This is a genomic window from Stenotrophomonas sp. C3(2023) (assembly GCF_032911385.1).
In the GTDB taxonomy this organism is placed as follows: domain Bacteria; phylum Pseudomonadota; class Gammaproteobacteria; order Xanthomonadales; family Xanthomonadaceae; genus Stenotrophomonas.
On sequence record NZ_JAWJLO010000001.1, the window covers coordinates 1,231,322 to 1,256,018 of the forward strand.

Here is a 24,697-nt window from a genome sequence, read left to right on the forward strand (position 1 = left end):
TGGGCAGCAACGGAGCGCCACACCCCCGACCACTCCTGAGAGGTAGTCCCCATGACCCATCGCGTGCAGGCCACGGGCCTGAAGCGTTCCGCTTTGACCGCTGTTCTGGTTTCCATGATCGGTGCCGCCGCCGCGCAGAGCACCACCGGCTCGCTGTACGGCACTGCCCCCGTGGCACCGGGCACCCTGGTGGTCGTGGAAAGCGATACCGGCCTGCGCCGGTCCACGGCGGTGGACGAGAAGGGGCGCTATCTGCTCGGCGCGCTGCCGGTGGGCCGCTACACCATTTCACTGCAGCGCGATGGCGTGGTGACCGAGCGACGCGACAACGTGCAGCTGCGCGTGGGCGCAGGCACCGAGGTTTCGTTCAGCAGCCGCAGCAGTGCCGATGCCACCACGCTCGGCACGGTCACGGTCACCGCCGCCAACGTGCCCAGGATCGATGTGACCAACACGGTATCGCGCTCGGTCATCACCTCTGAACAGCTCGATACGCTGCCGCTGGGTCGTAGTGCCGAGTCCATCGCGCTGCTGGCGCCGGGTGTGGTGGCCGGCAGCGGTGAGTTTGCAAACGGCTCGCGCAGCGTGGTGTCTTTCGGTGGCGCCAGCGTGACCGAGAACGCGTACTACCTCAATGGATTCAACGCCAGCAACCCGCTGAGCAATCTCGGCGGCGTCGGTCTGCCGTACGGGGCGATCGACCAGCAGGAGACCTTCACCGGCGGGTACAGTGCCCGCTATGGGCGCTCCACGGGCGGTGTGATCAACCAGCTCGGCAAGCGCGGCACCAATACCTGGCATTTCGGCGCGCAGGCAACCTGGTCGCCCGCGGCGCTGGCCTGGACGCCACGCAACGTACGCTACCCCGCCGGCACGCTGCCGCCGGGTCATGAGTACACCGATGCCGACCTGCCGGGCACGTTGTACCGCTACCGTGACGACGACAAGGCAACCCGCACCACGCAGAGCGCCTATGTGAGCGGGCCACTGGTCGAAGACCGCCTGTTCGTGCATCTGGCGGCCGAACAGGAGCGGATCGAGGGGGTGTCCACCGCCACAGCGGAAAGCGCGCAGCAGGTGCGCAACCATTATTCGATCACCCTGCCCAAGGTCTACGCCAAGGTCGACTGGAACATCACCGACGACCACACCCTGGAGTACACGCGTCTGCAGAACACCGACCGCCAGGGGGGATACTACCGCGCATTCGACTATGAAACGCTGGCCGAGGGCGGGCGCACCGGCACCTTTGCCGACACCACCAAACTCAAGAACAGCTTCGACATTCTCGGTTACCACGGTTACCTCAGCGATGACCTCAGCCTGAGTGCCGTCTGGGGGCGCAGCCGCGAGCGCAATCTGCGCTACAACCCGCGTGACTCGCTCAATCCCTACCTCAGTGGCGCCGGCAACCAGGACCCGGCGATCACCGGCGGCACGCCCATCCGCAATGATCAGCCGGCCTCGTCAAGCAAGGCGCCCGATGCCGGCAGCATCACCCGCGGCCTGCGTGTGGACCTGCAGTACCGGTTGGGCGACCACGAGCTGACCGCCGGCATCGACAACATGGTCTACCAGGCACACAACGAAGGACAGGCGATGAGCGGTCCCGGCCATGCATGGATCTATTCACGCATCGCCCCGGACCAGTCGCCGAACGCGGCGTTCGGCATCGCGCCGCCGGGCGGGCAGGGCTACTTCGTGCAGAAGTACATCTTCTCCACCACTACCAGCATGTCCGTCAGCCAGAAGGCTTACTACCTCGAGGACCGCTGGCAGGTCAGCCCCGACTGGCTGCTGACCCTGGGTCTGCGCAACGACCGCTTCACCAACTACAACAGCGCTGCGGTGGCCTATGTGGAGAGTGGCAACCAGTGGGCGCCGCGGCTCGGCGCGAGCTGGGATGTGCACGGCGACGCCTCGCTGAAGCTGTTCGCCAACCTGGGCCGCTATTACCTGGCGCTGCCCAACAGCGTGGCCATCCGCGGTGCATCGGCCTCCACGTTCACGCGCGAATACTTCACCTACACCGGCATCGATGCCAATGGGGTGCCCACCGGTCTGGGCGCGCTGGGCCCCGGCCCGGTGTCGAGCAACAACGAGTACGGTCAGACGCCGGACCCGCGCTCGGTGGCCCCCAGCGACCTGGCCTCGCAGTTCCAGGACGAGCTGATCCTCGGCTTCGAGAAGACCCTGGGCACGCAGTGGAACGCGGGCGCCAAGCTGACCCTGCGCCGCCTGCAGAGCGCCATCGACGACACCTGCGATGCCGCGCGGTTTGTCGAGAAGCTGCAGGCCAGCGGTGTTGATCCCTCCGCTGTGGACATCCCCGGATGCGTGATCTTCAATCCCGGGCGCACCAACACGTTCCAGCTCAGGCACAGCGATGGTTCGGGCTATACGCCGGTGCGGATGAGCGCATCCGACTGGGGCTTTGCGGGCAGGAAGGCCAAGCGCGACTATGTGGGTGTGGACCTGTTCGTCGAGCATCCGATGCAGGCGCGGTGGTACGGGCGGCTTGACTACACGTGGTCGCGCAGCTTCGGTAACACCGAAGGCCAGGTGAAGTCGGACATCGGGCAGAGCGATGTTTCCAAGACGCAGGACTGGGACGCGGTGTCGCTGATGGAATACGCCGGTGGCTACCTGGCCAATGACCGGCGGCACCAGCTCAAGGCCTACGGCGCCTGGCAGATCACCCCGGAGTGGATGGCGTCGGCGACGCTGCGGGTGATGTCCGGGATGCCAAGAAGCTGCCTGGGCTACTACGGCAGCGACGAGAGCGACCCGCTGGGCTACGGTTCGTCGTACCACTTCTGCAATGGGCAGCCGTCACGCCCGGGTGATGCGGGGCGGCAGCCATGGACCGCGCGGCTGGATCTGGGCGCGATGTACCGGCCTGCCTTTGCCGCGCACCGGCTGGGGCTGGCGGTGGATGTGTTCAACGTGTTCAACCAGCGGCGTGTACTGCAGTCCGAAGCCGAGTACCAGAGTGGGCCGTACACGGTGTCCAACACCTACGGCATCGGCACCTACTTCAGTGCGCCACGTTCGGTGCGCCTGAGCGCGTCGTACGACTTCTGATCGTCACCGCAGCGGCGTGCCGACTCCGGTCGGCACGCAGCGTTTTCAAAGCCGTGCCGACTCCGGTCGGCACGCCGCGTTTTCAAAGCCGTTGCCGATCAGGGTCGGCATGCCGGCTCAGCGCCAGACGCGGATCTGCTCGGCTTCGGTGCGCTGCATCGGCTGGCCCGGCTTGCAGCTGTAGGCCGCCGAGAACGCCGGCAGGTTGGCCAGCGCACCGTTGGTGCGCCACTTGCCCGGTGCACGCACGTCCGAGGCCGCACGCTGCAGGGCCGCGTTGGGGGCGACCTGCTGCGGCCACAGGCTGGCCCATGCCTTGAAGAAGCCCTGCTGCTCGGCCGGCTTGGCCTCCGGCTCGACAGCGCGGTACGCCTCCCAGGCCAGCTCCAGACCGGCGATGTCGGCCAGGTTTTCTTCCTGGGTCAGCGTGCCGTTGACCTTGGTGTCCTTGGTGGCCGGATAGTCATATGCGCCGTACTGGGCGGCCACGCGGCTGCCCAGCAGGGTCCAGGCGGTCTTGTCGGCCGGGGTCCACCAGCTGCGCAGTTCACCCCGCGCATCGACCAGCGCACCCTTGGCATCGATGGCACGGGTGAGCTCATGACCCACCAGTGCGCCGAAGCTGCCGAACTTGTCGGCGGCATTGGCCTGCGCATTGAAGATGGGACCCTGCAATGCAGCGGCGGTCACGATGAGCCGGTTCTGCGCCAGATCGTAGGCCACCGACGGCTGCTGCGGCAGCACGTCCCAGCGACGGTCGGCGTTGCCCTTGCCGATGCGCTTCATCTCCTCGCGGTGACGCCAGGTCGAGGCGATCAGGATGTTGCTGCCGAAGCTGCCGCGGCCCATCGGCTGCACCGTGTAATCGAGGTCGCGCAGCGGGGCGCCGATCTCGATCTTCAGCGCCGCCAGCTTGGCCTGGGCTTCGGTCCGGGCTTCTTCGCTCAACCACGTGCTGCGCTTGACCGCGTCAATCTGCGTTTCGCGCAGCTTGTCGATGATCCAGGCTGCCTGACGGCGGTCCTCGGCCGAAAGATGGCGTGCCACGTACTCGCGGCCCAGCATCGGGCCGGCCGCCACGTTGATCGCATCGAGCACCTGCTCCCAGCGCGGGGCGGGCAGGGTCTGGCCACGCAGCACGCGGCCGCGGAACTCGAACTCGGCTTCGCGGTAGGCCTTGGACAGGTACGGCGCCATCGAATCGCCCACACGCCAGCGCAGGTATGCCTTCCACTGCTCCGGCTTGACGCGGCCGATCATGCCGTCCAGGGTCTGGAACAGGGCGGGGTCGGACATCGACACCAGATCGTCATTGACACCCTGCGCCTTCAGGAAGGCATCCAGCTGCAGATTGCGGTAGCGGCTGTTGAGTTCGCGGGTGGAGATCGGCGCGTAGTTGTTGAAAGGGTTGTTGATGCCGGCCAGCGAATGCGCGTTGCGGGCCAGCTCGGTTTCCACGGCGATCACCGCCTGCGCATCGGCATCGACGCGGTTGGCCGGCGTGCCGGTCAGGGTCAGGATCTGCTTGACGTAATCGCGGTAGCGGCCCATCAGCGCGACGGTGTCGGCATCGGTGCGGGTGTAGAACGCCGGATCCGGCAGGCCCATGCCACCCTGCATGAAGTAACCGATGTGGCGGTCCAGTGCCTTCAGGTCCACGTCCGGGCCGAAGTTGAAGGCGACCGGAATACCGACCTGATGCAGCGCGGCGATCGAAGCCGGCACATCCTTGGCGCGCTTGATCGCGTCAATGCGCGAAAGCAGCGGAGCAATCGGATTGGAGCCATCGGCGTCGACGGCGGCCTCGTCCAGACCGCTGGCCCAGAAATCACCCAGCAGCTTCTGCACGTTGCCCTGCGGGTTGGCCATGGCGGCGTCGAGCAGCTCGCGCTGCTGCAGGCGACTGCGCTCGACCATCTGCCCCAGCGCGGTGGTGGCGCCGGTCTGCGGCACCGGATTGGCCTTCAGCCAGTCAGCGTTGGCGGCGTCGTAGAAGTCGCTGCACTGTGCACTGACGGCAGGCGCGCGCGCGGCGGCGCGTTTCTTCGCGGCATGGGCGTCGGGGGCGGCGGCCAGGGTGAGCAGGCTGATGCCCAGGGCGATGGCAAGCGGACGGAAAGTGGGCATGGAATACAGATCCAGCAGGGATTGAGGGCTGCGGCACTATAGCAACTTGAGGGTGCTGTTAGCGTCGTATGGCGCAGGTGGTGGGCGGGTGGGTGGGGCCATTGGCTGCTCTCCGTGCAGCTCGCGATGACCCCCGCGCTGCGCGCGAGAGCCGACCGTGGGGTCGGCTCTACCCGGCCAGGTCGCGATGGCTGCGCCGCTGCTCGGCTGCTCTACGTGCCCGGAAAAACAAAGGCCCGGGAAAATCCCGGGCCTCTGCAGGTAACGCGCGCTGTGCAGGCTTACCAGATCACGACCTGTGCATCACCGGTACGCGCCATCGGCGTACCCGGCTTGCACTGGAACGCGGCAGCGAAGGTCGGCAGGTTCGACGGCGCGCCCATGGCGCGGAACTGCGCCGGTGCGTGCGGGTCGGTGGCCAGACGGACCTTGGCGTTTTCCGGGGTGTACTTGGTACGCCACACGGTGGCCCAGTTGAAGAAGAAGCGCTGGTCGCGGGTGAACCCGTCGATCTTTGGATCGTCCTTGCCTTCGCTGGCCTTCTGCAGGGCATCGTAGGCGGTGGCCAGGCCACCCAGGTCGGCGATGTTCTCGCCCAGCGTCAGGTGACCGTTCACATGCTGGCCGTCCACCGTGTACTGGTCGAACTGCTTGACCAGCTTGCCGGTCAGGCCGGCGAAGTTCTTCGAGTCGCTCTCGGTCCACCAGTTCTCGAAGTTGCCGGTCGGTCCGAAGCGGCTGCCCTGGTCATCGTAGCCATGGGTCATTTCATGGCCGATCACCGCACCGATGCCGCCGTAGTTGAGCGCGTCGTCGGCATTGGGATCGAAGAACGGCGGCTGCAGGATGGCGGCCGGGAACACGATCTCGTTCTGCAGCGGGTTGTAGTAGGCGTTGACCGTCTGCGGGGTCATGCCCCACTGCGTCTTGTCCACCGGCTTGCCGATCTGCGACAGGTTGTAGCGGTAGTTGAACTCGTTCGCCGCGCGCACGTTGCCCAGGTAGCTGTCGCGCTGGGTCTGCAGGCCCGACCAGTCACGCCACTTGTCGGGGTAGCCGATCTTCGGGGTGAAGGTCTCCCACTTGGCGATGGCCTTGGCCTTGGTCTCATCGCTCATCCAGGTCAGGTTCTGGATGCGTTCCTTCAGCGCGTCGGCCAGGTTGCGCACCAGCACTTCCATCTTGGCCTTGGCTTCGGGCGAGAAGGCCACCTTCACGTACAGCTGGCCGAAGGCTTCGCCGGCATCGCTTTCAATCGTGCCCAGCACGCGCTTCCAGCGCGGCTTCTGTTCCTTCTGACCGTTGAGGGTCTTGCCGTAGAACTCGTAGCTTTCCTGCGAGAAGGCATCGCTCAGGTACGGCGAGGCACCATCGACGGTGTGGAAGCGCAGGTAGGCGCGCCAGACCGACGGGTCGGTGTCACCCAGTGCCTTGCTCACTTCCTGGTGGAAGCTGGGGATGGCCAGCGAGAACCTGGCCGGGGCGGCCACGTTCTGCGACTTGAAGAACTCGGTCCAGCTGAAGTTCGGGGTCAGTGCATCGGCTTCTGCCAGGGTGACCGGGTGGTAGTACAGCGAGACGTCGCGCGAGAGCTCGACGCTGGACTTGGAGGCCTTGGCCAGACGGGTCTCGAACGCGACCACGTCCTGGGCCTGCTTGGCCGCATCGGCGGCGGCGATGCCGGACAGTTCCAGCACCTTGGCCACGTGCGCCTGGTAGGCCTGCAGCTTGTCGGCCTTGGTCGGGTCGGTATAGAAGGTGGTGTCCGGCAGGCCCAGGCCGCCTTGGCTGGCGTAGGCGATGTTGTTGACCGAATCCTGGAAGTCGGCCTCGGCGCCGAAGCCGAACAGCACGTTGCCGCCCTTGGCCGCGCTGCTGCGCAGATAGGCTGCCACGGCGGGGCCGTCCTGCAGGGCATCAATGGCCGCCAGGTCGGCCTTCAGCGGCTCGATGCCCTGGGCGTTGATCTTCGCTTCGTCCATGCCGGTGGCCCACAGGTCGCCGACGATCTTTTCGATGTGGTCGGGCTTTTCGACCTTGGCGACCTGCTCGGCAAGCTGATGCTGCACGGCCACCGAACGCTCGTCGAGAATGGTGAAGGCGCCCCAGCTGGTGCGGTCGCCCGGAATCTCGTTGGCGGCCAGCCATTTGCTGTTGACGTGGTCGCCGAAGGCGGTGCACGCATCGATCGCGTTGTCCAGGTCGCTGGGCTGGAAGGCGTTGTAGGCCGGCAGCTTGGCCTGGTCCAGCGTGTAGGTGGTGGCCGTTGCGGCCGCCGGCGCCGAGGCGGTGCCTTCCTTGTCCGGGCCGTCGTTCTTGCCGCAGCCGACCAGGGCGGCCGAAACGGCCAGGGTCAGCGCGATGATCTTGGGTGTACGAGTCACTGGGTTGGCCTCCGGGCCGTGCTGTCTATGAAGGTCCCATGCAGGGGCCGTGGCCGAACGATACGCCGCCCGGCCGACCTGCAAGGGTGTCGAAGGTCATGCGGGGGCGCAAGGGGCGAGCGGCCGCCAGCCTCGGCAAGGCGGGCCGGGCTGAACAGGGAAGGCCCCGGAGGGGCCTTCCCTGCAGGGCGAGGGACCTACAGGCCGCCGCCGCCGCAGCCCTTGGTCAGGTAGTCATCGATGATGCGCAGCTGGTCACCCATGATCGCGCGCGTCCACGCCGGACCATGCGCGTAATCGGCGATGGCGTGGTACTCCACCGGCTGGCCGGACGACCTGGCCTTGGCCACGAACCATTCGGACTGCTCGATCGGCACCGTGCGGTCGCGGTCGCCGTGGTAGACCATCAGCGGGATCTGGATCTCACCGGCCTTGTCCAGCGGGTTGAGGCCGGCCACGGTCGGTGCCTGTGCCTGCCGGAAGAACGGGTTGGTGTAGAAGCGCGACCAGATCCGCTTGATGTCCGACACGCCGGCACCGGCGATGGCGCACTTGTACAGCCCATTGGGGCGCACCGACGCGGCGAAGGCCGAGTAGCCGCCGTAGGAGTAGCCGAACATGGCGATGTGGCCGGGCTGGGCGATCTTCTGCTCGATCATCCACCTGGCGCCATCGTCCTTGTCGTCCTGCATCTTCTGACCCCATTGGGCATCGCCGGCCATCCACAGACGGCGGCTCCAGTCCGCCGATCCGCGGAACTGCGGACGCAGTACGGCCATGCAGCGCGAGGCCATCATCGGTACCCACATGGAGCCATCGAAGTCCATGCCGTCGCGCGCCCAGGGACCCCCATGCGGATGCACCACGGCTTTCCAGGGTCCGGCACCGCAGAGTTCGGTATTGGGCGTGGTCAGGAAGGCCGGAATGTCCAGACCGTCGCGGGCCTTGTAGTAGACCAGCCGGGTATCACCCAGCGCGGCCGGGTCGAGCTGCGGGTAGGTCTTGGCCAGCAGGGTCAGCTGCCCGTTGTGCAGCAGATGATACTCCGGCGGGTTGGCCGGCCCGGAGGTGACCAGGATGAAGGTCTTGAGGTCGGCGCTGTAGTCCACCACGCGCATCGCACGGCCGTTGTCGTACTCGATCGTGGCGCTCTGCCCGTTGGCCGGATCGACCAGTTTCAGCGGGCTGGCCTGGATGCCAAGTGCCTGACGCACGCCCTGTTCCAGCCCCTTGAACGTCGGGTCGGTCCATTCGATTTCGTTGCCGCGCGGGCCGGCGTAACCGATGCCGAGCACCGCACCGTAGGGCACGCCTTCCACATTGCGGTAGCGGTTGAGCACCACCTGGTCGGCATTGAAGAACTTGTGCTCGTAGAGCACTTCCTTCTGCTGGCGCGCGGCGATGTCGTACTCGAAGATCACACTCTTGTCGCGGCCGACGTTGCTTTGAATGAAGGCGATGTTGGAATCGTCGGCAAAGCCGACCACCTGGTTGATGTCGCGGTCCTTGACGTAGGAGCGGAAGTGCTCCTCCCACGCATTGGTGGACGGATTGCGGAACTCCGTGGCGATGTAGGCGCCGGTCCCATCCACGTCCTGGCGCAGGCGCGCGCGCAGCTCGCTGTTGAGGTCGGTGATGTAGCCGGCCACGCGCTCTTCGGTTTTCTGGATGCGCTGGGTGGAGAAGGTGCGCACGTTGACCCGGTACACGTCACCGGCATTGGCACCAGCGCCGTTGATGACCAGGATGTGGTCGGGGTCATTGGGCAGGGCGTCCAGCACGGTCGAATTGGCCAGCGCCTGTTCCAGTTCCTGCGACTGGCTGGTGGCGCGCGGCGGGGTGATCGGTTCCTTCCACTGCTTGCCTTCAATGTCAGTGATGAAGAACTTGCTGACAAACGTCTTGGTGACCCGGTCCGTGCGCAGGTCGAACGGCTGCCACAGGGTGACGGCCAGCAGGCCGTTCTTGATGAAGCTCACGCTCTGGAACTTCATGCGGCCCGCGCCGATCACGGTCGGGGCCTTGTCCAGCGCGTCGGTGTTCCAGACCAGGATGACACGCTCTTCGCCATTGGCCTGCAGGCCGGCGATGTGCTTGCCATCGGGCGAAACCGAGAGGCTGGATATCTGCGGAAAAGCTGCCAGCTGCTCGATGGTCGGTACGGTGGGAGCGGCCGGCGCGGGGGCCGGGGCGACCAGCGTGAGAGCGAGTGCGAGAGCGCTGAAGACAGGTGCCTTGTGCATCGTGGAGTCCTTTGATGTTGCAGAGCGGGCATAAAAAAGCCGCCGCCCGTAAGGGCGGCGGCTTCAGCGCACTATCAGAACTTGTAACCCACGTTCATGAAGTAGGTGCGACCGACGTAGTCATAGCCACTGTACAGCGGGGCATTGCCGACGCGGTTGTAAGCACCCGACGAGATCATCGGCGGGGTTTCGTTGCGCAGGTTGCGCACGCCGGCAGTCACCGTCCACTTGTCAGCCGAGTATTCGGTCGACAGCGCGTGGGTGAAGTAGCTCGGCACGTGGAACTTGTACACCGAGGTGGCCGGGTCCAGGCCGTAGTAGTCGTAGCTCTGCATCGCATCGACCCACTCCAGGCCGTAACGGAAGCGCCACTTGTTCCAGCTGTAGGTCACATCCAGGGTACCGGAGTACTCGGGGGTGTTCAGGTTGCCGTTGTAGTCAACCAGCGGGTCATCGGAGAACAGCTTGCTCGACTGTTCGGTGAAGTGGGTGACCTGGGCGTTCGCGCGCAGGGTACCCGGGCCGATGTCGCGGGTGTAACGAACGGTGAAGTCATACCCGCGAACCTTGTCGATGGCCAGGTTGACGTAGCTGTCATACACGGTCAGCTGGTTGTTGACCGGGTTGCGTGCATCCACCAGGCGGCAGAAGCCACCGCCGGCACGGAACGACGGGCTGTTGTAGCAGAGGTCCAGGATGTTGGCACCACCGGCGCGCGACACACCGTTTTCCACTTCAATGGAGAAGTAATCGGCAGCGAAGGACAGGTCACCGAACCAGCCCGGCATCTCCGGCTGCAGGACGATGCCGGCAGTGAAGTTCTTCGAGGTTTCCGCCTTCAGGCCAGCGGCAGCGCCACCGCCGTTGATCACTGAAACCGACTGGGTGGCATAGTAGTCAGGCGACAAACCCTCAGCAGCACAGTTGGTAGCCAGCGGGGTGCCCGGATCGTTGCCCCAGTTGTTGCAGGGGTCGTTCTGGTTGCTCAGGAAGCCACTGGTGGCACCCAGGAACTGTTCGAACAGCTGCGGCGCGCGGTAGGAGGTGCCGTAGGAAACACGCAGCGACACGCCCTGCACCGGGGTCCACAGACCGCCCAGCTTGTAGGTCTCATCCGAGCCGTACGAGTTGTAGTCGGTCCAGCGGGCCGAGGCGTTCAGGGTCAGCTCTTCCGCACCGACCACACCCGACAGCACCGGCACTTCGATTTCGCCGAACACTTCGCGCACCGCATCGGTACCGCGGGTCGGGGTGGACGAAGTCAGGTTGTACAGGTTGTTGTTGATCGAGTGGATCGACGGGGTGTCATCGATCTTGGCACGACGCCATTCGGCACCGAAGGCGCCGCGCACATCGCCGTACGGCAGCGAGAACAGCGGGCCGTCAACGGTGAAGTTGGCGGTGGTTTCGGTGAACAGCGTGTTACCGACCACCGGCACGAACACGAAGTCCTTCCAGGCCTGGGGCAGCTGGCCGGCGATGACCGCACTGGTCAGGGCCGGAGCGGCCACGCAGCCGTTGCTCGGGTCGGTGCAGCGGAAGCCGCCGGCACCGTCGGAGACCACGCGCAGGCTCTGGCTCAGGCGGTCGGTCAGGAACGACTGCATGGTGTAGTCAGCATCCGAACGCGAGTGGCTGATGAACGCGTCGTAGTTCCAGTTCGCGCCCAGCTCGCCACGAACACCTGCGGTTCCCTTGAAGAAGTCAACGGTCTGGCTGCTCTTGTCGTTGCCGTAACCGATGAAGGCACGTACGCCGACGCCGCCGCCGAAGTTGGAGGACTGCAGGTTGGCCGGGATCAGCGGGCTGCCGCGCAGGTAGTCCAGCGACAGCTGGCGGTAGCCGGTCTGCTCCGACTCACGGCGGCTGCCGAGGAACTCGAAGTAGGCTTCGGCGTTGCCCATGGCATTGAGGTCGAGGCCGCCCTGCAGGAACAGGGTGTGGGTCTCGGCACCGGAGATCATCGAGCGGTTCAGCGTACGCGGATCGAAGGTATCGCGGATGTTGTTGTTAAGCTGCGAGAGCCGGCCCACGCCTTCAAAACCGACCAGACCGGTGCTGACCGAGGAGTTCGGACGCCAGCGGTCGAAGGTGGTGCCGTTGGCACCTGCGGCGGGGATGCCGGGCAGCAGGTTTGTGCCGATGGTGTTGATGGTCACACCGTTGGAACCGGTACCGGTGATCGGGTAGCACTTCGGCTTGCCGGTCAGCGGATCGACGAAGTCAGCGTCACCCCAGTTGCCTGCCCCGCCAGCGCGACGACGGTAGTCGGTGTTGCAGCTGGACCAGTCGCGGTCGCCGAGGGTCAGCTCGTCACGGTTGTAGTACTCGTACGAACCGGAGAAGTGACCGCGGTCGCCGGTCTGACCGAAGACGATCGAATAGCGGCGCTCTTCGCCGCCGCCGCCGTCGGTGGCGGTGTGGCGGGCTTCAAGCTCGACACCGTCGATCTTGTTGCGGGTGATCAGATTGATCACGCCGGCCACGGCGTCGGAGCCGTAGACCGACGAGGCGCCGTCCTTCAGCACTTCGATGCGGTCAACGATGACGTTCGGCAGCACGTTCAGGTCAGCTGCGCCGACCGAACCGCGGGCACCGGCCGGGGCGATGCGACGACCGTTCATCAGCACCAGGGTACGGGTCGGGCCGAGGCCACGCAGGCCGACGGTATTGGCGCCCGGACCGCCGTTGGTGACGTAGCCGCCGTAGGCGTTGTTGATCTGTGCGGCACCGGCGGTGACCGCCGTGCCCTGCAGGATGCCCGCAGTCGACTGGAAGCCGGCCAGGGTGGTTTCCTCACGGGTGATCACCTGGACCGGCGACACCGAGTTGAACACGTCGCGACCAATGCGCGAACCGGTAACGGTGACGGTGCTCAGGTCGGTGGCCTTGGCCTTGGCCTGGGCGGTGTCTTCCGTAGCGCTGGCGTCCTGGGCGAAGGCCGGGAGGGCGGCGGAGAACAGCAGTGCGCTGGTCAGCGCCAGGCTCAGCGGGTTACGGCTGAGCGGCTTGCGATTGGTCATTTCGTGAATCCCCTAATGAATCTGGTACTGAATGCGGCCGTTGAGCCGCTCCATGTGTTGGGGTGTTGCCCCTGTCGTGATCGGCATCACATCACCGATGGCCTCGACGTTAACACAGGCTTAACTTCACCTGTCAAGCGTTCATTTGCTCGTCACAATGACTGATTAGGAAAAGTCCCCGTAAGGACTGGGCAAAGTGCTTAAGCTCTTGAAATCAAAGGATGTGCGCGGACGTGCCATAGCCGTCACCATGCGCAGTCAAAATCTCGGCGCAGTTCCATCTGCATTCAGGTTTCATTGGCAACTAACTTTTGCGCGGATTGTCGCTCTGCCTGGACGGATCAGGTGCGTGCGCGGGCGGAGCAGGGGGAGGCCACTGCTATCATGTGCGGTCATGTCCACCCCCCGTTACCGGAGCCTGCAGTGAACAACCCCGCGCGTCGCCCCCATGCCAGCAAGGCGCAGAACGGCCTCGGCCTGCACCCGCGCATCCGCAACGTGGTGGCGGTGGCCTCGGGCAAGGGCGGCGTCGGCAAAAGCACGACGTCGGTCAACCTGGCGGTCGCACTCCAGCAGCTCGGCATGCGTGTGGGCGTGCTGGACGCCGACATCCACGGCCCGAGCGTACCGGCCATGCTGGGCCTGTCTGGTCGACCGGAAAGCCCGGACAACAAGTCGATCGAGCCAATGCGCGCCTTCGGGGTGGACACCATGTCCATCGGCTATCTGGTCGATGAGGACACGCCGGTGATCATGCGTGCGCCGCGCGCGACCGCAGCGCTGACCCAGCTGTTCGAGGACACGTTGTGGGACGACCTGGACGTGCTGCTGATCGATCTGCCGCCGGGCACCGGCGACATCCAGCTGACCCTGGTGCAGAAGATCCCGCTGGCCGGCGCGCTGATCGTGACCACGCCGCAGGACATCGCCACCCTGGATGCGCGCAAGGCGCTGCAGATGTTCGGCAAGGTCGATGTGCCGGTGCTGGGCGTGGTCGAGAACATGGCGGTGCACACCTGCAGCAGCTGCGGCCACGTCGAGCACCTGTTCGGCGAGGGCGGCGGGCAGCGCATGGCCGCGCAGTACGGTGTGCCGCTGCTGGGCTCGCTGCCGCTGCAGATCGATATCCGCGAGCAGGGCGACAGCGGCACGCCGATCACCGCCGCGCAGCCCGATTCGACGCCGGCACTGGCCTACCGTGGCGCTGCCACGCGCCTGCTCGAGGAACTGGCGCAGCGACCGCGTGCGGCGATCCCGATCCTGTCTTCGTTGCTGTAAGCGGCGGCGCGTGCACCGCGCCGGCCCTGCTAGACTTCCGCGGCCCCCTCGTCCCCAGGACCAAGCATGAGCATCAAGAGTGACCGTTGGATCCGTCAGATGGCCGAACAGCACGGCATGATCGAGCCGTTCGAGGCTGGCCAGGTCAAGCATGCCAACGGCGAGCGCATCGTCAGCTATGGCACCTCCAGCTATGGGTACGACGTGCGCTGCTCGCGCGAGTTCAAGGTGTTCACCAACATCAACTCCACCATTGTCGATCCGAAGCATTTCGACAGTGGCAGCTTTGTCGACATCGTCGGCGACGAGTGCATCATTCCGCCCAACAGCTTCGCCTTGGCGCGCACCGTGGAGTACTTCCGCATTCCGCGTGACACGCTGGTGGTCTGCCTGGGCAAGAGCACCTACGCGCGCTGCGGCATCATCGTCAACGTGACCCCGCTGGAGCCGGAGTGGGAAGGGCATGTGACCCTGGAGTTCAGCAACACCACGCCGCTGCCGGCACGCATCTACGCCAACGAAGGCGTCGCGCAGATGCTGTTCTTCCAGTCCGACGAAGTCTGCGAGACCTCCTACCGCGACCGCGGTGGCAAATACCAGGGCCAGACCGGCGTCACCCTGCCGCGCACCTGACCCGGCGGTAGTGACGGGCCATGCCCGTCAGTGCGCCGGTAGGTGACGACCGTAGGTCGTCACCTACCGGTGCAGGTCAACGGTCGTCACCTGCCGACCGGGCGCGCTGCGCGTCTTACTTGCCTCGCCCGAACAGCATGCCGATGCCCACGGCCACCAGTGCGGCCGGCCACCAGGTGATGATCAGCCGGCCCAGGCTGACATTGGTCCAGCCCAGATTGCTGGCCAGCAGGAACAGGCCCAGCAGGATCAGGATGACGGCGGCAACGAGATTGGAGCGCATCGGGTTCGGTCGTGACTCAGCTCAGGGACGGGTATCCTAAACGTTCCTTCCAGTACCCGACACGTTCGGCCAGCACCTCATCGCTGTGGCGATGCGCCTGGCCGCTGCCCCAGACCGGACCCGGCCAGGCCGGGTCGCCGGCGTGGCGGCCGACCACATGGAAGTGCAGCTGCGGCACCACGTTGCCCAGCGCCCCGATGTTGATCTTCTCCACGCCATCGGTGCCCTTGAGCGCCTTGGACGCGCGGTTGAGCTCGGTGCGCAGCTTGTCCTGCTGCTCGCCATCGAGCTCGATCCATTCGGTGATGCCGGCCACGCGCGGCACCAGCACCAGCCAAGGAAAGCGCTCATCGTTCATCAGCCGGATCTGTGACAGTGGACCGTCGACGATCAGCACGCTGTCGTGGGCCAGGCGGGAGTCCAGTTCGAAATCGCTCATCCAAGATGCTCCTTGAAGAAGTCCAGGGTGCGGTCCAGCGCCAGTGCGGCGCTGTCTGGATCATACGCGTGTCCGACGTCACGGTTGAAGCCGTGGTCGGCCGGGTAGACATGCACTGCCATCTGCGGCAGTTTTTCTCGATGGGCGGCGATGGCCTCGGGCGGAATGCTGCTGTCGCGATCACCGAAGTGGAAGATGACCGGCGCCTTGGGTGCTTCATCGAGGAACTTGACGTTGCGCGCACCGTAGTAGCTGGCCGAGGGCAGGCCCAGCCGCAGCGCCGAGAGCAGGGCGATCGAGCCGCCCCAGCAGTACCCCACCGTGCCCACCTTGCCGGCAGGCGCCAGCCGCGTGGCTGCTGCCCGTACCAGGGCCAGCGCGCGTTCCTCGCCCAGCTCGTTGACCTTGGCCAGGCCCTGCTGCACGCCGTCCTGGTCGTAGGCCAGCGCGTCGGTGTCGGCGTCGGTGCCGTCGATCAGGTCGAAGAAAGAAGGCGCCAGCACTTCGTAGCCCTGCTGAGCAAAGCCTTCTGCGACACGCCGCATATGCGGGTTGACGCCGAAAATCTCCTGGATGATCACCAGCCCGCCGCGTGGTTTGCCTTCCGGCTGCACATGCCAGGCCCGTGCCGGGCCGTAATGGGTGTCCAGGGTGATCCATTGAGTCATTGCGGTGGTCCTGCGCTGGAAAGGGGAGGGTATGGATTATCCGGTGTGGGCGGGTTAGCGCCATGTCTGCGCAGCGGGCATGCCCCCGGCAGTTCAGGGCCGGGGCGCCAAGCCCGGTATACTGGCGCCCTTTCCGGCCCCGGCCCCCAGGTTCCGCTGCCCTGCCGGCAGTGGCCCAGGCCCCCAGAGTCCCGCTATTCCATGTCCCAGCTGAACCCCAAAGTCGGCTTCGTCAGCCTTGGCTGCCCCAAGGCCCTGGTCGATTCCGAACGCATCCTCACCCAGTTGCGGGTCGAGGGTTACGACATCGTGCCCACCTACGACGCGGCCGATGTGGTCGTGGTCAATACCTGTGGCTTCATCGACTCGGCAGTGACCGAGTCGCTGGATGCCATCGGCGAAGCAATGAACGAAAACGGCAAGGTGATCGTGACCGGATGCCTGGGCAAGCGCCCGGAGCAGATCCGTGAGGCGTACCCGGACGTGCTGGCCGTCTCCGGCCCGCAGGACTACCAGAGCGTGATGGAGGCAGTGCACGCGGCGATTCCGCCGCGGCATAACCCGTTCGTGGACCTGGTGCCCGACTACGGCGTGAAGCTGACCCCCCGTCACTACGCGTACCTGAAGATATCCGAGGGCTGCAATCATGCCTGCAGCTTCTGCATCATCCCCTCGATGCGCGGCAAGCTGGCCTCGCGCCCGGTCGATGAAGTGCTGCGCGAAGCCGAGCGGCTGGTGCGCGGTGGCGTCAAGGAACTGCTGGTGGTCTCGCAGGACACCTCGGCCTACGGCGTGGACGTCAAGTACGCCGAGCGGATGTGGCGCGACAAGGCCTACCAGACCCGCATGAAGTCGCTGTGCGAGGGGCTGTCCGAGCTCGACGCGTGGGTGCGCATGCACTACGTCTACCCGTATCCGCACGTGGACGATGTGGTGCCGCTGATGGCCGAGAACCGCATCCTGCCGTACCTGGACATCCCGTTCCAGCACGCCAGCCCGCGTATCCTGCGCCTGATGAAGCGCCCGGGCGCGGTCGAAAAAACCCTGGAGCGTGTGCACAACTGGCGCCGCATCGCGCCGGAGATCACCCTGCGTTCAACCTTCATCGTCGGCTTCCCCGGCGAGACCGAGGCCGAGTTCGAGGAGCTGCTCGCGTTCCTGGACGAGGCGCAGCTGGACCGCGTGGGCGCATTTGCCTATTCGCCGGTGGAAGGGGCCACCGCCAACGCGCTGCCGGACCCGGTGCCGGAGGAGGTCAAGCAGGAGCGCCTGGCCCGTTTCATGGAAAAGCAGGCGCAGATCTCGGCCGCGCGCCTGGAAATGCGCATCGGCAGTGTGCAGCAGTGCCTGGTCGATGCCATCGAGGGCGATATCGCTGTCGCGCGTTCCAAGGCCGACGCGCCGGAAATCGACGGGCTGGTGCACATCCAGAACGCCGACCAGGTCAAGCTGCGTGTCGGTGAGTTCGTCGATGTGGAGATCACCGACAGCGACGAGCACGATCTGTTTGGCGACGCGCTGCCGCCTGCTGGTCGTCCGGCGTTCGATCTCAAGGTGCTGTGACCGCGGCGGCAGTGTCGGGCGGCGCGCATCGCCGCTTCGTGGCGCCGCTGCGTGACGCTGTGGATGCGCGCGTGTTCGCGCATCCGCTGTTTGCCGGCCTGGCCGGCTTCGAGGACCTGCTGCACGGCCCGTGCTGGCTGGACGTGGCCGCACTGGATGCACGCCTGCAGCTTCCTGCATTGCGGCTGGTGGAGCAGGATGCGGCGCTGCTGGCCGACGGCCTGCACTACGAGCAGCGCATTGCCGCCGGGCGCCTGGCGACCCGCGCCCGGAACTGGCACGACCTGTTCAATGCCCTTGTCTGGGCCCGTTACCCCCATATCAAGCGTGCGCTCAATACGCGCCAGTGCCTGCACATCGACACGCATGGGAAAGGCGCGCGCAACCGTGCGCAGGCCGCGCTGACGCAGTTTGATGAAAGTGGGGTGGTGGTATGCGTGCAGGACGAACGAATCCTGGCCGCATGGGATCAGCACGCGTGGCGCACCGTGTTCGATGAGGGCGGATGGCAGGACGGCGCGGTGTCCGTTGCCGCAGTGTTCGGCCATGCGCTGATGGAACAGGCCCTGGTTCCCGGGCATCGACTGGTCGGCAAGTGTCTGGTGGTACGGGGTGGCAAGGGCGCCGATGTGCTGGGGCAGGTCGCTACGGCGATCAACGCAGGGGCGGTTCTGAGCGATCCGCTGCAGCTGCGCCCGCTGCCGCTGCTGGGCATACCCGGCTGGAGCGATGCAGCCACAGCCGTGCCCATGGACGATGAGCGCTATTACCGGCCCCTGCGCGAGGGCCGCTGCTATCCGCCGCCGTTGTAGGCAAGCCGCCGATGGTGCTCGATTCCCGGTAGCGCCGGGCTCTGCCCGGCGAGCGCGCAGCGCGGCTCCACCGCGGTCTGGCCGAAGAGCCGCCGACCGTGGGGTCGGCTCTACCCGATATCGTTGCCGACCAGCGGTAGAGCCGACCCATGGTCGGCTCACCGCGCGCAGGCGCGGCCGGGTCGTCGCGGTCTGGCCGAAGAGCAGCCGGGCAGAGCCCGTCTCTACGTGGGCGGCGCGGTGGTGTATGCCACATCGATGATGGCGTAGGTGTGCGGCCCGGCGGGCAGTTCCACGCTCACCTCGTCATCAACGCGCTTTTTCAGCAGGGCGCGCGCCAACGGTGAGTCGATGCTGATCCAGCCTTTGCCGGCGTCGGTTTCATCCGGCCCGACAATGCGGTAGCAGCTGATCTGGCCAGTCTCCACGTTCTCCAGCTCGATGCAGGCACCGAAGAACACGGCCTGCGGGTCCGCCGGTTGACCGTCCACCACGCGCAGCGCTTCCAGCCGCTTGCTCAGGTAGCGCACGCGACGGTCGATCTCACCCAGTTGCTTCTTGCGATAGGTGTACTCGGCGTTTTCCGAGCGGTCACCCTCGGCCGCCGCAGCCGCCAAGGCTTTGACCACCTCGGGCCGACGCAGCCGCCACAGCTCGTCCAGTTCGGCTTTGAGCCGGGCGTGGCCGGCGGCGGTGATCAAGGCGGTGCTTTTTTCTGCAGGTGGGCGCCAACGTGACATGGTCCAGGTGATCCAGAATGCGGAGGGTACAGGTGGCACTGAACGTTGAGCACGGTGGCCGGGCCGCGCTCCACGCGCCGACCGGCCGCGCTCAGCGCTTGCCGCCGAACAGGCCGCCCAGAATGCCACGCACGATCTGGTTGCCCAGTTTCGTGCCAACGGTGCGGGTGGTCTGCTTGGCCATGGTTTCAATCATGCCCTGCCGGCGGCGTGTGCCAAAGATCGCATCCTTGATGCTTTGCCCGAAACCACCTTGCTGGGCATCATCCTGTTCGCGACTGCGAGCCTTGGGCGCCTCGGCCGCCTGCGCGCTCTTCTGTGCACGCTGGGCCAGCAGTTCGGCGGCCGATTCGCGGTTGATCGCCGTGTCGTAACGGCTGCCGACCGGGCTTGCGGCGCGCACCTGGCTGCGTTCGCTGTCGGTCAACGGACCCATGCGGCAGCGGGGCGGGGCAATCAGGGTCTGCTGCACCGGCATCGGGATCCCCTTGTCCTGCAGTGTGGACACCAGTGCCTCGCCGGTGCCGAGCTGGGCCAATACACCGGCGACGTCCAGCTTGGGGTTGGGCACGAAGGTCTCGGCGGCGATCTTCACCGCTTTCTGGTCGCGCGGGGTGAACGCGCGCAGCGCGTGCTGCACGCGGTTGCCCAGTTGGCCCAGGATGTTGGCCGGCACGTCGTCGGGGAACTGGGAACAGAAATACACGCCGACGCCCTTGGAGCGGATCAGCCGCACCACCTGCTCGATGCGCTGCACGAGTGCGGCCGGAGCATCGTTGAACAGCAGATGGGCCTCGTCGAAGATGAAGACCAGCCTGGGTTTTTCCAGATCACCCACTTCGGGCAGGGTTTCAAACAGCTCGGAGAGCAGCCACAGCAGGAAGGTGGAGTACAGCCGTGGCTTGAGTACCAGCTGGTCGGCGGCCAGGATGCCGATGACGCCGCGGCCATCGTGGTTGACCCGCATGAGGTCGGCCAGTTCCAGCGCCGGTTCGCCGAAGAACTGCTCGCCGCCGTCCTGCGACAGCCGCAGCAGGGCACGCTGGATCGCGGCCACCGACTGCGCGCTGACCAGCCCGTACTCGGTGGAAATGTCCTTGCGCTCTTCGGCCACCAGTCCGAGCAGCGCGCGCAGATCGTCCATGTCCAGCAGCAGCAGGCCGCGGTCGTCAGCCAGCTTGAACACGATGTCCAGTACGCCGGCCTGGGTGTCGCTCAGCTCCAGGATGCGCGAGAGCAGGGTGGGGCCCATCTCGCTGACGGTGGTGCGTACCGGATGGCCAAGCTTGCCGTACAGGTCCCAGAACACGGTCGGGCTGGCTGCGGCAGCGTAGTCGGCAACGCCGATCTGGGCGGCACGTTGCAGCAGCGCATCGCTGCCGTTGGCTGGCGCGGCCAGGCCGGAAACGTCGCCCTTCACGTCGGCCAGGAACACGGGCACCCCGATACGCGAGAAGCCTTCAGCCAGCGTCATCAAGGTCACGGTCTTGCCGGTGCCGGTCGCGCCGGCCACCAGGCCATGCCGGTTGCCCAGTCGTGGCAGCAGGGTTACCGCGATGTCGTCGGTGATGCCTTTGCCGAGCAGGATCGGATCCATGAGCGCCCCAGGGTTAATGAATGCGATGCATGTTAACGCCGCTGCAGCGATTGCGGTGCGCGGGTTGCCGTGGCCTTGGCGGCACCGCTACTCTGCCGGTCTGTTCCGCACCACAGTGCCAAAAATGCCCGCTCCTGTCCCGTTCGTCCGTTTCTGGCCGGCTCTTGCCCTGGCCGGGGCGATGGCCCTGGTTCCCGATGCCCACGCCCAGCGTGTCTCCGCGCGTGACAAGGCCCGGGCCGAGGCCCTGCAGCAGCGCATGGATGCTGCGGAAAAGCGTTACAACGACGCGCGCGTGCTGTTGGCCAACGCCGACCCCAAGGGCACGGCCGAGTCCGATGCAGCACTGGAGGACATGGAGGATGTGCTCAACGCGTGCGTGGCGCAGAAGGGCTGCCAGATGAACACGCTGCTGGCCAGCTACAAGCGCCTGCTCAAGGAGCAGAGCGATACCGTTGACGAAAACGCCGCCGAGGACGCTGGCACACCGCTGGAAGCCGACCCGGATCACGTGGGTCCGCTGGCCGCTGACGTACCCGAGGCCGCACGTGCCGCCGCGCTGCTCAATGACAAGCGGCACGCCTTCGACAACATGGTCGAATACAACCCGGCGGTGCAGGCCGGCATCCGCCGCTGGCTGACCGACATGCGCCCGGCGCTGCTGACCAGCTACGAGAACTACCAGAATCTGCGCGCGGTGATGTGGCCGGAGTGGGAGCGCCGTGGTCTGCCCGAAGCACTGCTGTTCGGCATCATGGCCAAGGAATCCAATGGGCGCGTGCATGCCTCGTCGCGCGCCGGTGCGGCCGGGTTGATGCAGTTCATGCCGGCCACCGGCCGCCGCTTCGGGCTGGGCCCGGACGGCACCGGCTTTGATACCCGCTTCGATGCGCGCAGCGCGGCCGAGGCCAGCGCCACCTACATCAACGAGCGCATGCGCCAGCTCAACGACAACGTCGAGCTGTCGCTGGCCGGCTACAACGGGGGCGAAGGGCGCGCGCTGCGTGTGTTCCGCGAAAACCCCGGGCAGAGCTTCTGGGTTGACCGGGTCTACAACCAGTTCCCCGCCGAGACCAAGGACTACGTGCCGATGGTCATTGCGGCGGCATGGATCTTCCTGCACCCGCAGCAGTACGGCGTGGAGTTTCCGAAGGTCCACGCGCAGCCGACCACGATCCGGCTGGCGCGCTCGACCACCATCTACGAGCTGACCATCTGCATGGGCAGCGCGGGAACACGCGATGGCTACATGCGGGCGCTGCGCAATCTCAATCCGCGCTATGAAGCCGACGGCTGGATTCCGGCCGGCACGCTGATCAACGCGACCACGCGCATGGCCGGCCTGTACAGCCGTTACTGCATCAGTGGTCCGCGCGCAGACCTGGCGCGGACCTTGATCACCGCCGACCTCAATGCGGCCATCGTACGGCCGAGTGCGGCCACCTATACCGGCAACGTGGCGGTGGGGGGCGTGGTGCCGCTGGCCAGTGGCACGCCCGTCGCGCCGGCGATGGCTGCACCGGCCGCGCCGGTCGCTGCGCCAACGCCGGCTGCGCCGCGCACCCATACCGTGGGCCGCGGCGACACGCTGGGCGCCATCGCTGCGCGTTACCAGTGCCAGGTGCCGGCGCTGGCACGAGCCAACGGCCTGCGCGCACCGGCTTATGCGCTGCGGCAGGGCCAGGTGCTCAAGCTGCAGGGCTGCGGGCGTTGACGGAGCACTGCGATGACACCTGAAGACATCCAGGCGATGTTCGCCAACATCCGCGAAAACACCGATTGGGACCTGCAGGGGCCGCTGGTGTGGGGGTTCTTTTTCACCGATGCCGCCGAGGCACCGCTGCGCGGGCTGCAGGCGCGGCTGGAGAGCGAGGGCTATCGGTTCGTGAACCTGTACATGCAGGAGCCCGATGAAGGAGAGGCCTTCCACGTGCTGCATGTGGAGAAGATCGAGGTACTCGACGAAGCAGCGCTGGGGCAGCGCAACCTGGCGCTGGAGGCGCTGGCGGTGGAGATGGGGGTCGAGGATTACGACGGGATGGATGTGGGGCCGATCCTGGAGCCTGCCACCCGCCATTGAACCGTTGCCGGGCAGAGCCCGGCACTACATGGTAGGTGACGCAAGCAACGGCAGGGCCGTTGCTGACGGCGCCTGCGCCGGCCCGAAGGGCGCCGGTCAGGATGATCGGCGCACCGTTGGTCGTCACGCTGTTGCTCAGGGTGCCTGGCGCAGCCTGGCCAGCGCCTGGCCGAGCTGGACCGGATGCTCGGCGCCAAGATGGGCGGCGAACTCGGCAACACCGGGCGGCAGCAGGATGATCACGGTGGAGCCGTAGTTGAAGCGCGCCATCTCGGCGAAGCGCTCCAGCCTGATGCCCTTGCCGCGGTAATCCTTGCGGGTGATGGTGTCGCCGTAGGCCGGAATCTCCTCGCCGCCCCAGACCGTTTCCACGCCGGACACCAGCAGGGCGCCGACCATCACGCTCACCATCGGGCCGAAGTCGGTATCGAAGTGGCACACCAGCCGTTCGTTGCGGGCAAACAGGCGCGGGACACCGCTGACAGCGGCTGGGCCGACGCTGAAAAGGCGTCCGGGCACATGCACGGTCTCGCGCAGGGTGCCGGTCCAGGGCATGTGCACCCGGTGGTAGTCCTTGGGCGAGAGATACACCGTCGCAAACAGACCATCATTGAACGATTTGGCATCCTCGTGGCTGCCCAGCAGCTCAGCGGCGGTGAACGACTGGCCCTTGGCCTGGAAGATGCGGCCGGCCTGGATCGGGCCGAGCTGGCTGATGCGGCCGTCGGCCGGCATCACCAGGGTGCGCGGGTCGGCGTCGGCCACGCGCGCGCCGGGCTTCAGCGCGCGGGTGAAGAACTGATTGAACGTAGCGTAGCTGCGCGGATCCGGATTGGCAGCCTCCTCCAGGTTGACCCCGAAGCGGGCGGTCACCGTGTCGATCAGCCAGGCGGCAACACGTGGATTATCCGAGTACGCCAGGCTGCGCGCCATCGAGGACAGCAGGCGGTGCGGCAACGCGTAGGTCAGAGTGGTGGTCAGGCTCATGGGGCGGATTTCTCGGTCAGCATCTGCAGGTCGCGGGCAATGGCCTGCGCATTGAAGGGGGGGCGGATCACGCCGGCAAGCCGGCCCTGGGGGTCGAGCACGGCCAGGTTGGCGGAGTGCTCAACGCTGTAGTCCTCCGGATTCTGCGCGAAATCCTTGCCGGGGATCTTCTGGAACACAAAGCCCAGGCCGGTGGCGAAGCGCTCCAGCGAGGGCACATCGCCGGTAGCGGCCAGCGTGTCCTTGTGGAAGGCATGCACGTATTCGCCCAGGCGGGTGCTGCTGTCGCGTTCGGGATCCACCGAGATGAACAGCACGCGTGGGCGCAGCGTCTCGGGCAGTGCCTCCCACTGCTTCTGCGCACCGGCCAGCTCGGCCAGCGTGGTGGGGCACACATCCGGGCAGAAGGTGAAACCGAGGAACACCAGGGTCCAGTGCCCGTTGAGTTCACCCGGCACCAGCCGGGTGCCGTCGGACTGGGCGAGGTTGAACTCGGGCAGGGCGCGCGGCTGCGGGTAGAAGGTGATGCTCTCGGTGACCGGCTGGCCTGCAGGCGGTTTGGGGGCGAAGACCTTCTGCGCCAGCAGCAGGCCCAGGCCGGCAGCCAGGGCGATCAGCAGAATGATGCCGGCGTTGCGATTGAACATGGGAACCTGCGCCGTGGGCCAAGGGAAGGTGCGGCCATCATAACGGGTGTGCGGCGGTCGTTTCCCCTGCAACGGATGCCGCTGGCGGCGCCAACGCCTATAATCGTGG

At 66.2% G+C, this 24,697-nt stretch carries 18 protein-coding genes; 7 read left to right on the plus strand and 11 right to left on the minus strand.

Annotation, left to right across the window (positions count from 1 at the left end; translation table 11 throughout):
* The first annotated feature begins 51 nt into the window (after positions 1-51).
* Positions 52-3,084, plus strand: a complete 3,033-nt coding sequence (locus RZA67_RS05370) for a TonB-dependent receptor (protein ID WP_317211597.1) — start codon at positions 52-54, stop codon at positions 3,082-3,084.
* A gap of 117 nt (positions 3,085-3,201) precedes the next feature.
* On the opposite strand, the gene RZA67_RS05375 is transcribed toward RZA67_RS05370, so the two are convergent.
* The 4 genes from RZA67_RS05375 to RZA67_RS05390 all read right to left on the minus strand — a co-directional run bounded on the left by RZA67_RS05375 (position 3,202) and on the right by RZA67_RS05390 (position 12,861).
* Entirely contained in the window at positions 3,202-5,211 is a 2,010-nt protein-coding gene (locus RZA67_RS05375) for a M13 family metallopeptidase (RefSeq protein ID WP_317211598.1), read from the minus strand.
* A 281-nt stretch (positions 5,212-5,492) separates the two neighbouring features.
* Positions 5,493-7,595: a M13-type metalloendopeptidase gene (locus RZA67_RS05380; protein WP_317211599.1), complete on the minus strand. Its 2,103-nt coding sequence runs from the start codon at positions 7,593-7,595 to the stop codon at positions 5,493-5,495.
* A gap of 197 nt (positions 7,596-7,792) precedes the next feature.
* Positions 7,793-9,838: a prolyl oligopeptidase family serine peptidase gene (locus tag RZA67_RS05385; protein WP_317211600.1), complete on the minus strand. Its 2,046-nt coding sequence runs from the start codon at positions 9,836-9,838 to the stop codon at positions 7,793-7,795.
* 74 nt (positions 9,839-9,912) lie between these two features.
* The gene (locus RZA67_RS05390) at positions 9,913-12,861 is read right to left on the minus strand and encodes a TonB-dependent receptor (protein ID WP_317211601.1); all 2,949 of its coding nucleotides are present in this window, start codon (positions 12,859-12,861) and stop codon (positions 9,913-9,915) included.
* A gap of 423 nt (positions 12,862-13,284) precedes the next feature.
* On the opposite strand from RZA67_RS05390, the gene apbC reads away from it, so the two are divergent.
* Both apbC and dcd read left to right on the plus strand, forming a co-directional pair.
* Positions 13,285-14,139, plus strand: a complete 855-nt coding sequence (gene apbC / locus RZA67_RS05395; protein ID WP_317211602.1) for an iron-sulfur cluster carrier protein ApbC — start codon at positions 13,285-13,287, stop codon at positions 14,137-14,139.
* A 66-nt stretch (positions 14,140-14,205) separates the two neighbouring features.
* On the plus strand, positions 14,206-14,772 hold the full coding sequence (dcd, locus tag RZA67_RS05400; RefSeq protein WP_317211603.1) for a dCTP deaminase: 567 nt from the start codon (positions 14,206-14,208) through the stop codon (positions 14,770-14,772).
* 115 nt (positions 14,773-14,887) lie between these two features.
* Here the strand turns inward: dcd and RZA67_RS05405 are convergent, their stop codons facing one another.
* From RZA67_RS05405 to RZA67_RS05415, 3 genes are read right to left on the minus strand one after another with little or no spacing between them, the layout of a single operon-like run.
* A complete protein-coding gene (locus RZA67_RS05405; protein WP_317211604.1) occupies positions 14,888-15,055 on the minus strand; it encodes a DUF5668 domain-containing protein in 168 nt (55 codons plus the stop codon).
* A gap of 16 nt (positions 15,056-15,071) precedes the next feature.
* A complete protein-coding gene (locus tag RZA67_RS05410) occupies positions 15,072-15,494 on the minus strand; it encodes an HIT family protein (RefSeq protein WP_317211605.1) in 423 nt (140 codons plus the stop codon).
* A complete protein-coding gene (locus RZA67_RS05415; protein ID WP_317211606.1) occupies positions 15,491-16,162 on the minus strand; it encodes a dienelactone hydrolase family protein in 672 nt (223 codons plus the stop codon). Before RZA67_RS05415 ends, RZA67_RS05410 begins: the two co-directional genes overlap by 4 nt.
* A 201-nt stretch (positions 16,163-16,363) precedes the next feature.
* On the opposite strand from RZA67_RS05415, the gene rimO reads away from it, so the two are divergent.
* Both rimO and RZA67_RS05425 read left to right on the plus strand, forming a co-directional pair.
* Positions 16,364-17,725, plus strand: a complete 1,362-nt coding sequence (rimO, locus tag RZA67_RS05420; RefSeq protein ID WP_317211608.1) for a 30S ribosomal protein S12 methylthiotransferase RimO — start codon at positions 16,364-16,366, stop codon at positions 17,723-17,725.
* Positions 17,722-18,537, plus strand: coding sequence for a DUF3025 domain-containing protein (locus RZA67_RS05425; protein WP_317211610.1), 816 nt, complete (start codon positions 17,722-17,724; stop codon positions 18,535-18,537). Before rimO ends, RZA67_RS05425 begins: the two co-directional genes overlap by 4 nt.
* Positions 18,538-18,761: 224 nt before the next feature.
* Here the strand turns inward: RZA67_RS05425 and greB are convergent, their stop codons facing one another.
* Positions 18,762-19,277 (minus strand): transcription elongation factor GreB, encoded by a 516-nt coding sequence (gene greB, locus RZA67_RS05430; protein WP_317211611.1) that lies wholly within the window; start codon positions 19,275-19,277, stop codon positions 18,762-18,764.
* Between the two features lie 91 nt (positions 19,278-19,368).
* Positions 19,369-20,874, minus strand: a complete 1,506-nt coding sequence (locus RZA67_RS05435) for a helicase HerA-like domain-containing protein (protein ID WP_317211612.1) — start codon at positions 20,872-20,874, stop codon at positions 19,369-19,371.
* A gap of 124 nt (positions 20,875-20,998) precedes the next feature.
* Here RZA67_RS05435 and RZA67_RS05440 point away from each other — a divergent pair, with 124 nt between their 5' ends.
* Positions 20,999-22,588: a transglycosylase SLT domain-containing protein gene (locus RZA67_RS05440; RefSeq protein ID WP_317211613.1), complete on the plus strand. Its 1,590-nt coding sequence runs from the start codon at positions 20,999-21,001 to the stop codon at positions 22,586-22,588.
* 12 nt (positions 22,589-22,600) lie between these two features.
* Positions 22,601-22,954 (plus strand): ribonuclease E inhibitor RraB, encoded by a 354-nt coding sequence (locus RZA67_RS05445; RefSeq protein ID WP_317211614.1) that lies wholly within the window; start codon positions 22,601-22,603, stop codon positions 22,952-22,954.
* A gap of 135 nt (positions 22,955-23,089) precedes the next feature.
* Here RZA67_RS05445 and asd read toward each other — a convergent pair whose 3' ends face one another.
* Both asd and RZA67_RS05455 read right to left on the minus strand, forming a co-directional pair.
* Complete coding sequence (gene asd, locus RZA67_RS05450) at positions 23,090-23,941, minus strand: archaetidylserine decarboxylase (protein ID WP_317211615.1); 852 nt, start codon at positions 23,939-23,941, stop codon at positions 23,090-23,092.
* Entirely contained in the window at positions 23,938-24,588 is a 651-nt protein-coding gene (locus RZA67_RS05455; RefSeq protein WP_317211616.1) for an SCO family protein, read from the minus strand. The genes asd and RZA67_RS05455 overlap by 4 nt, the downstream gene beginning before the upstream one ends.
* Positions 24,589-24,697: the final 109 nt, after the last annotated feature.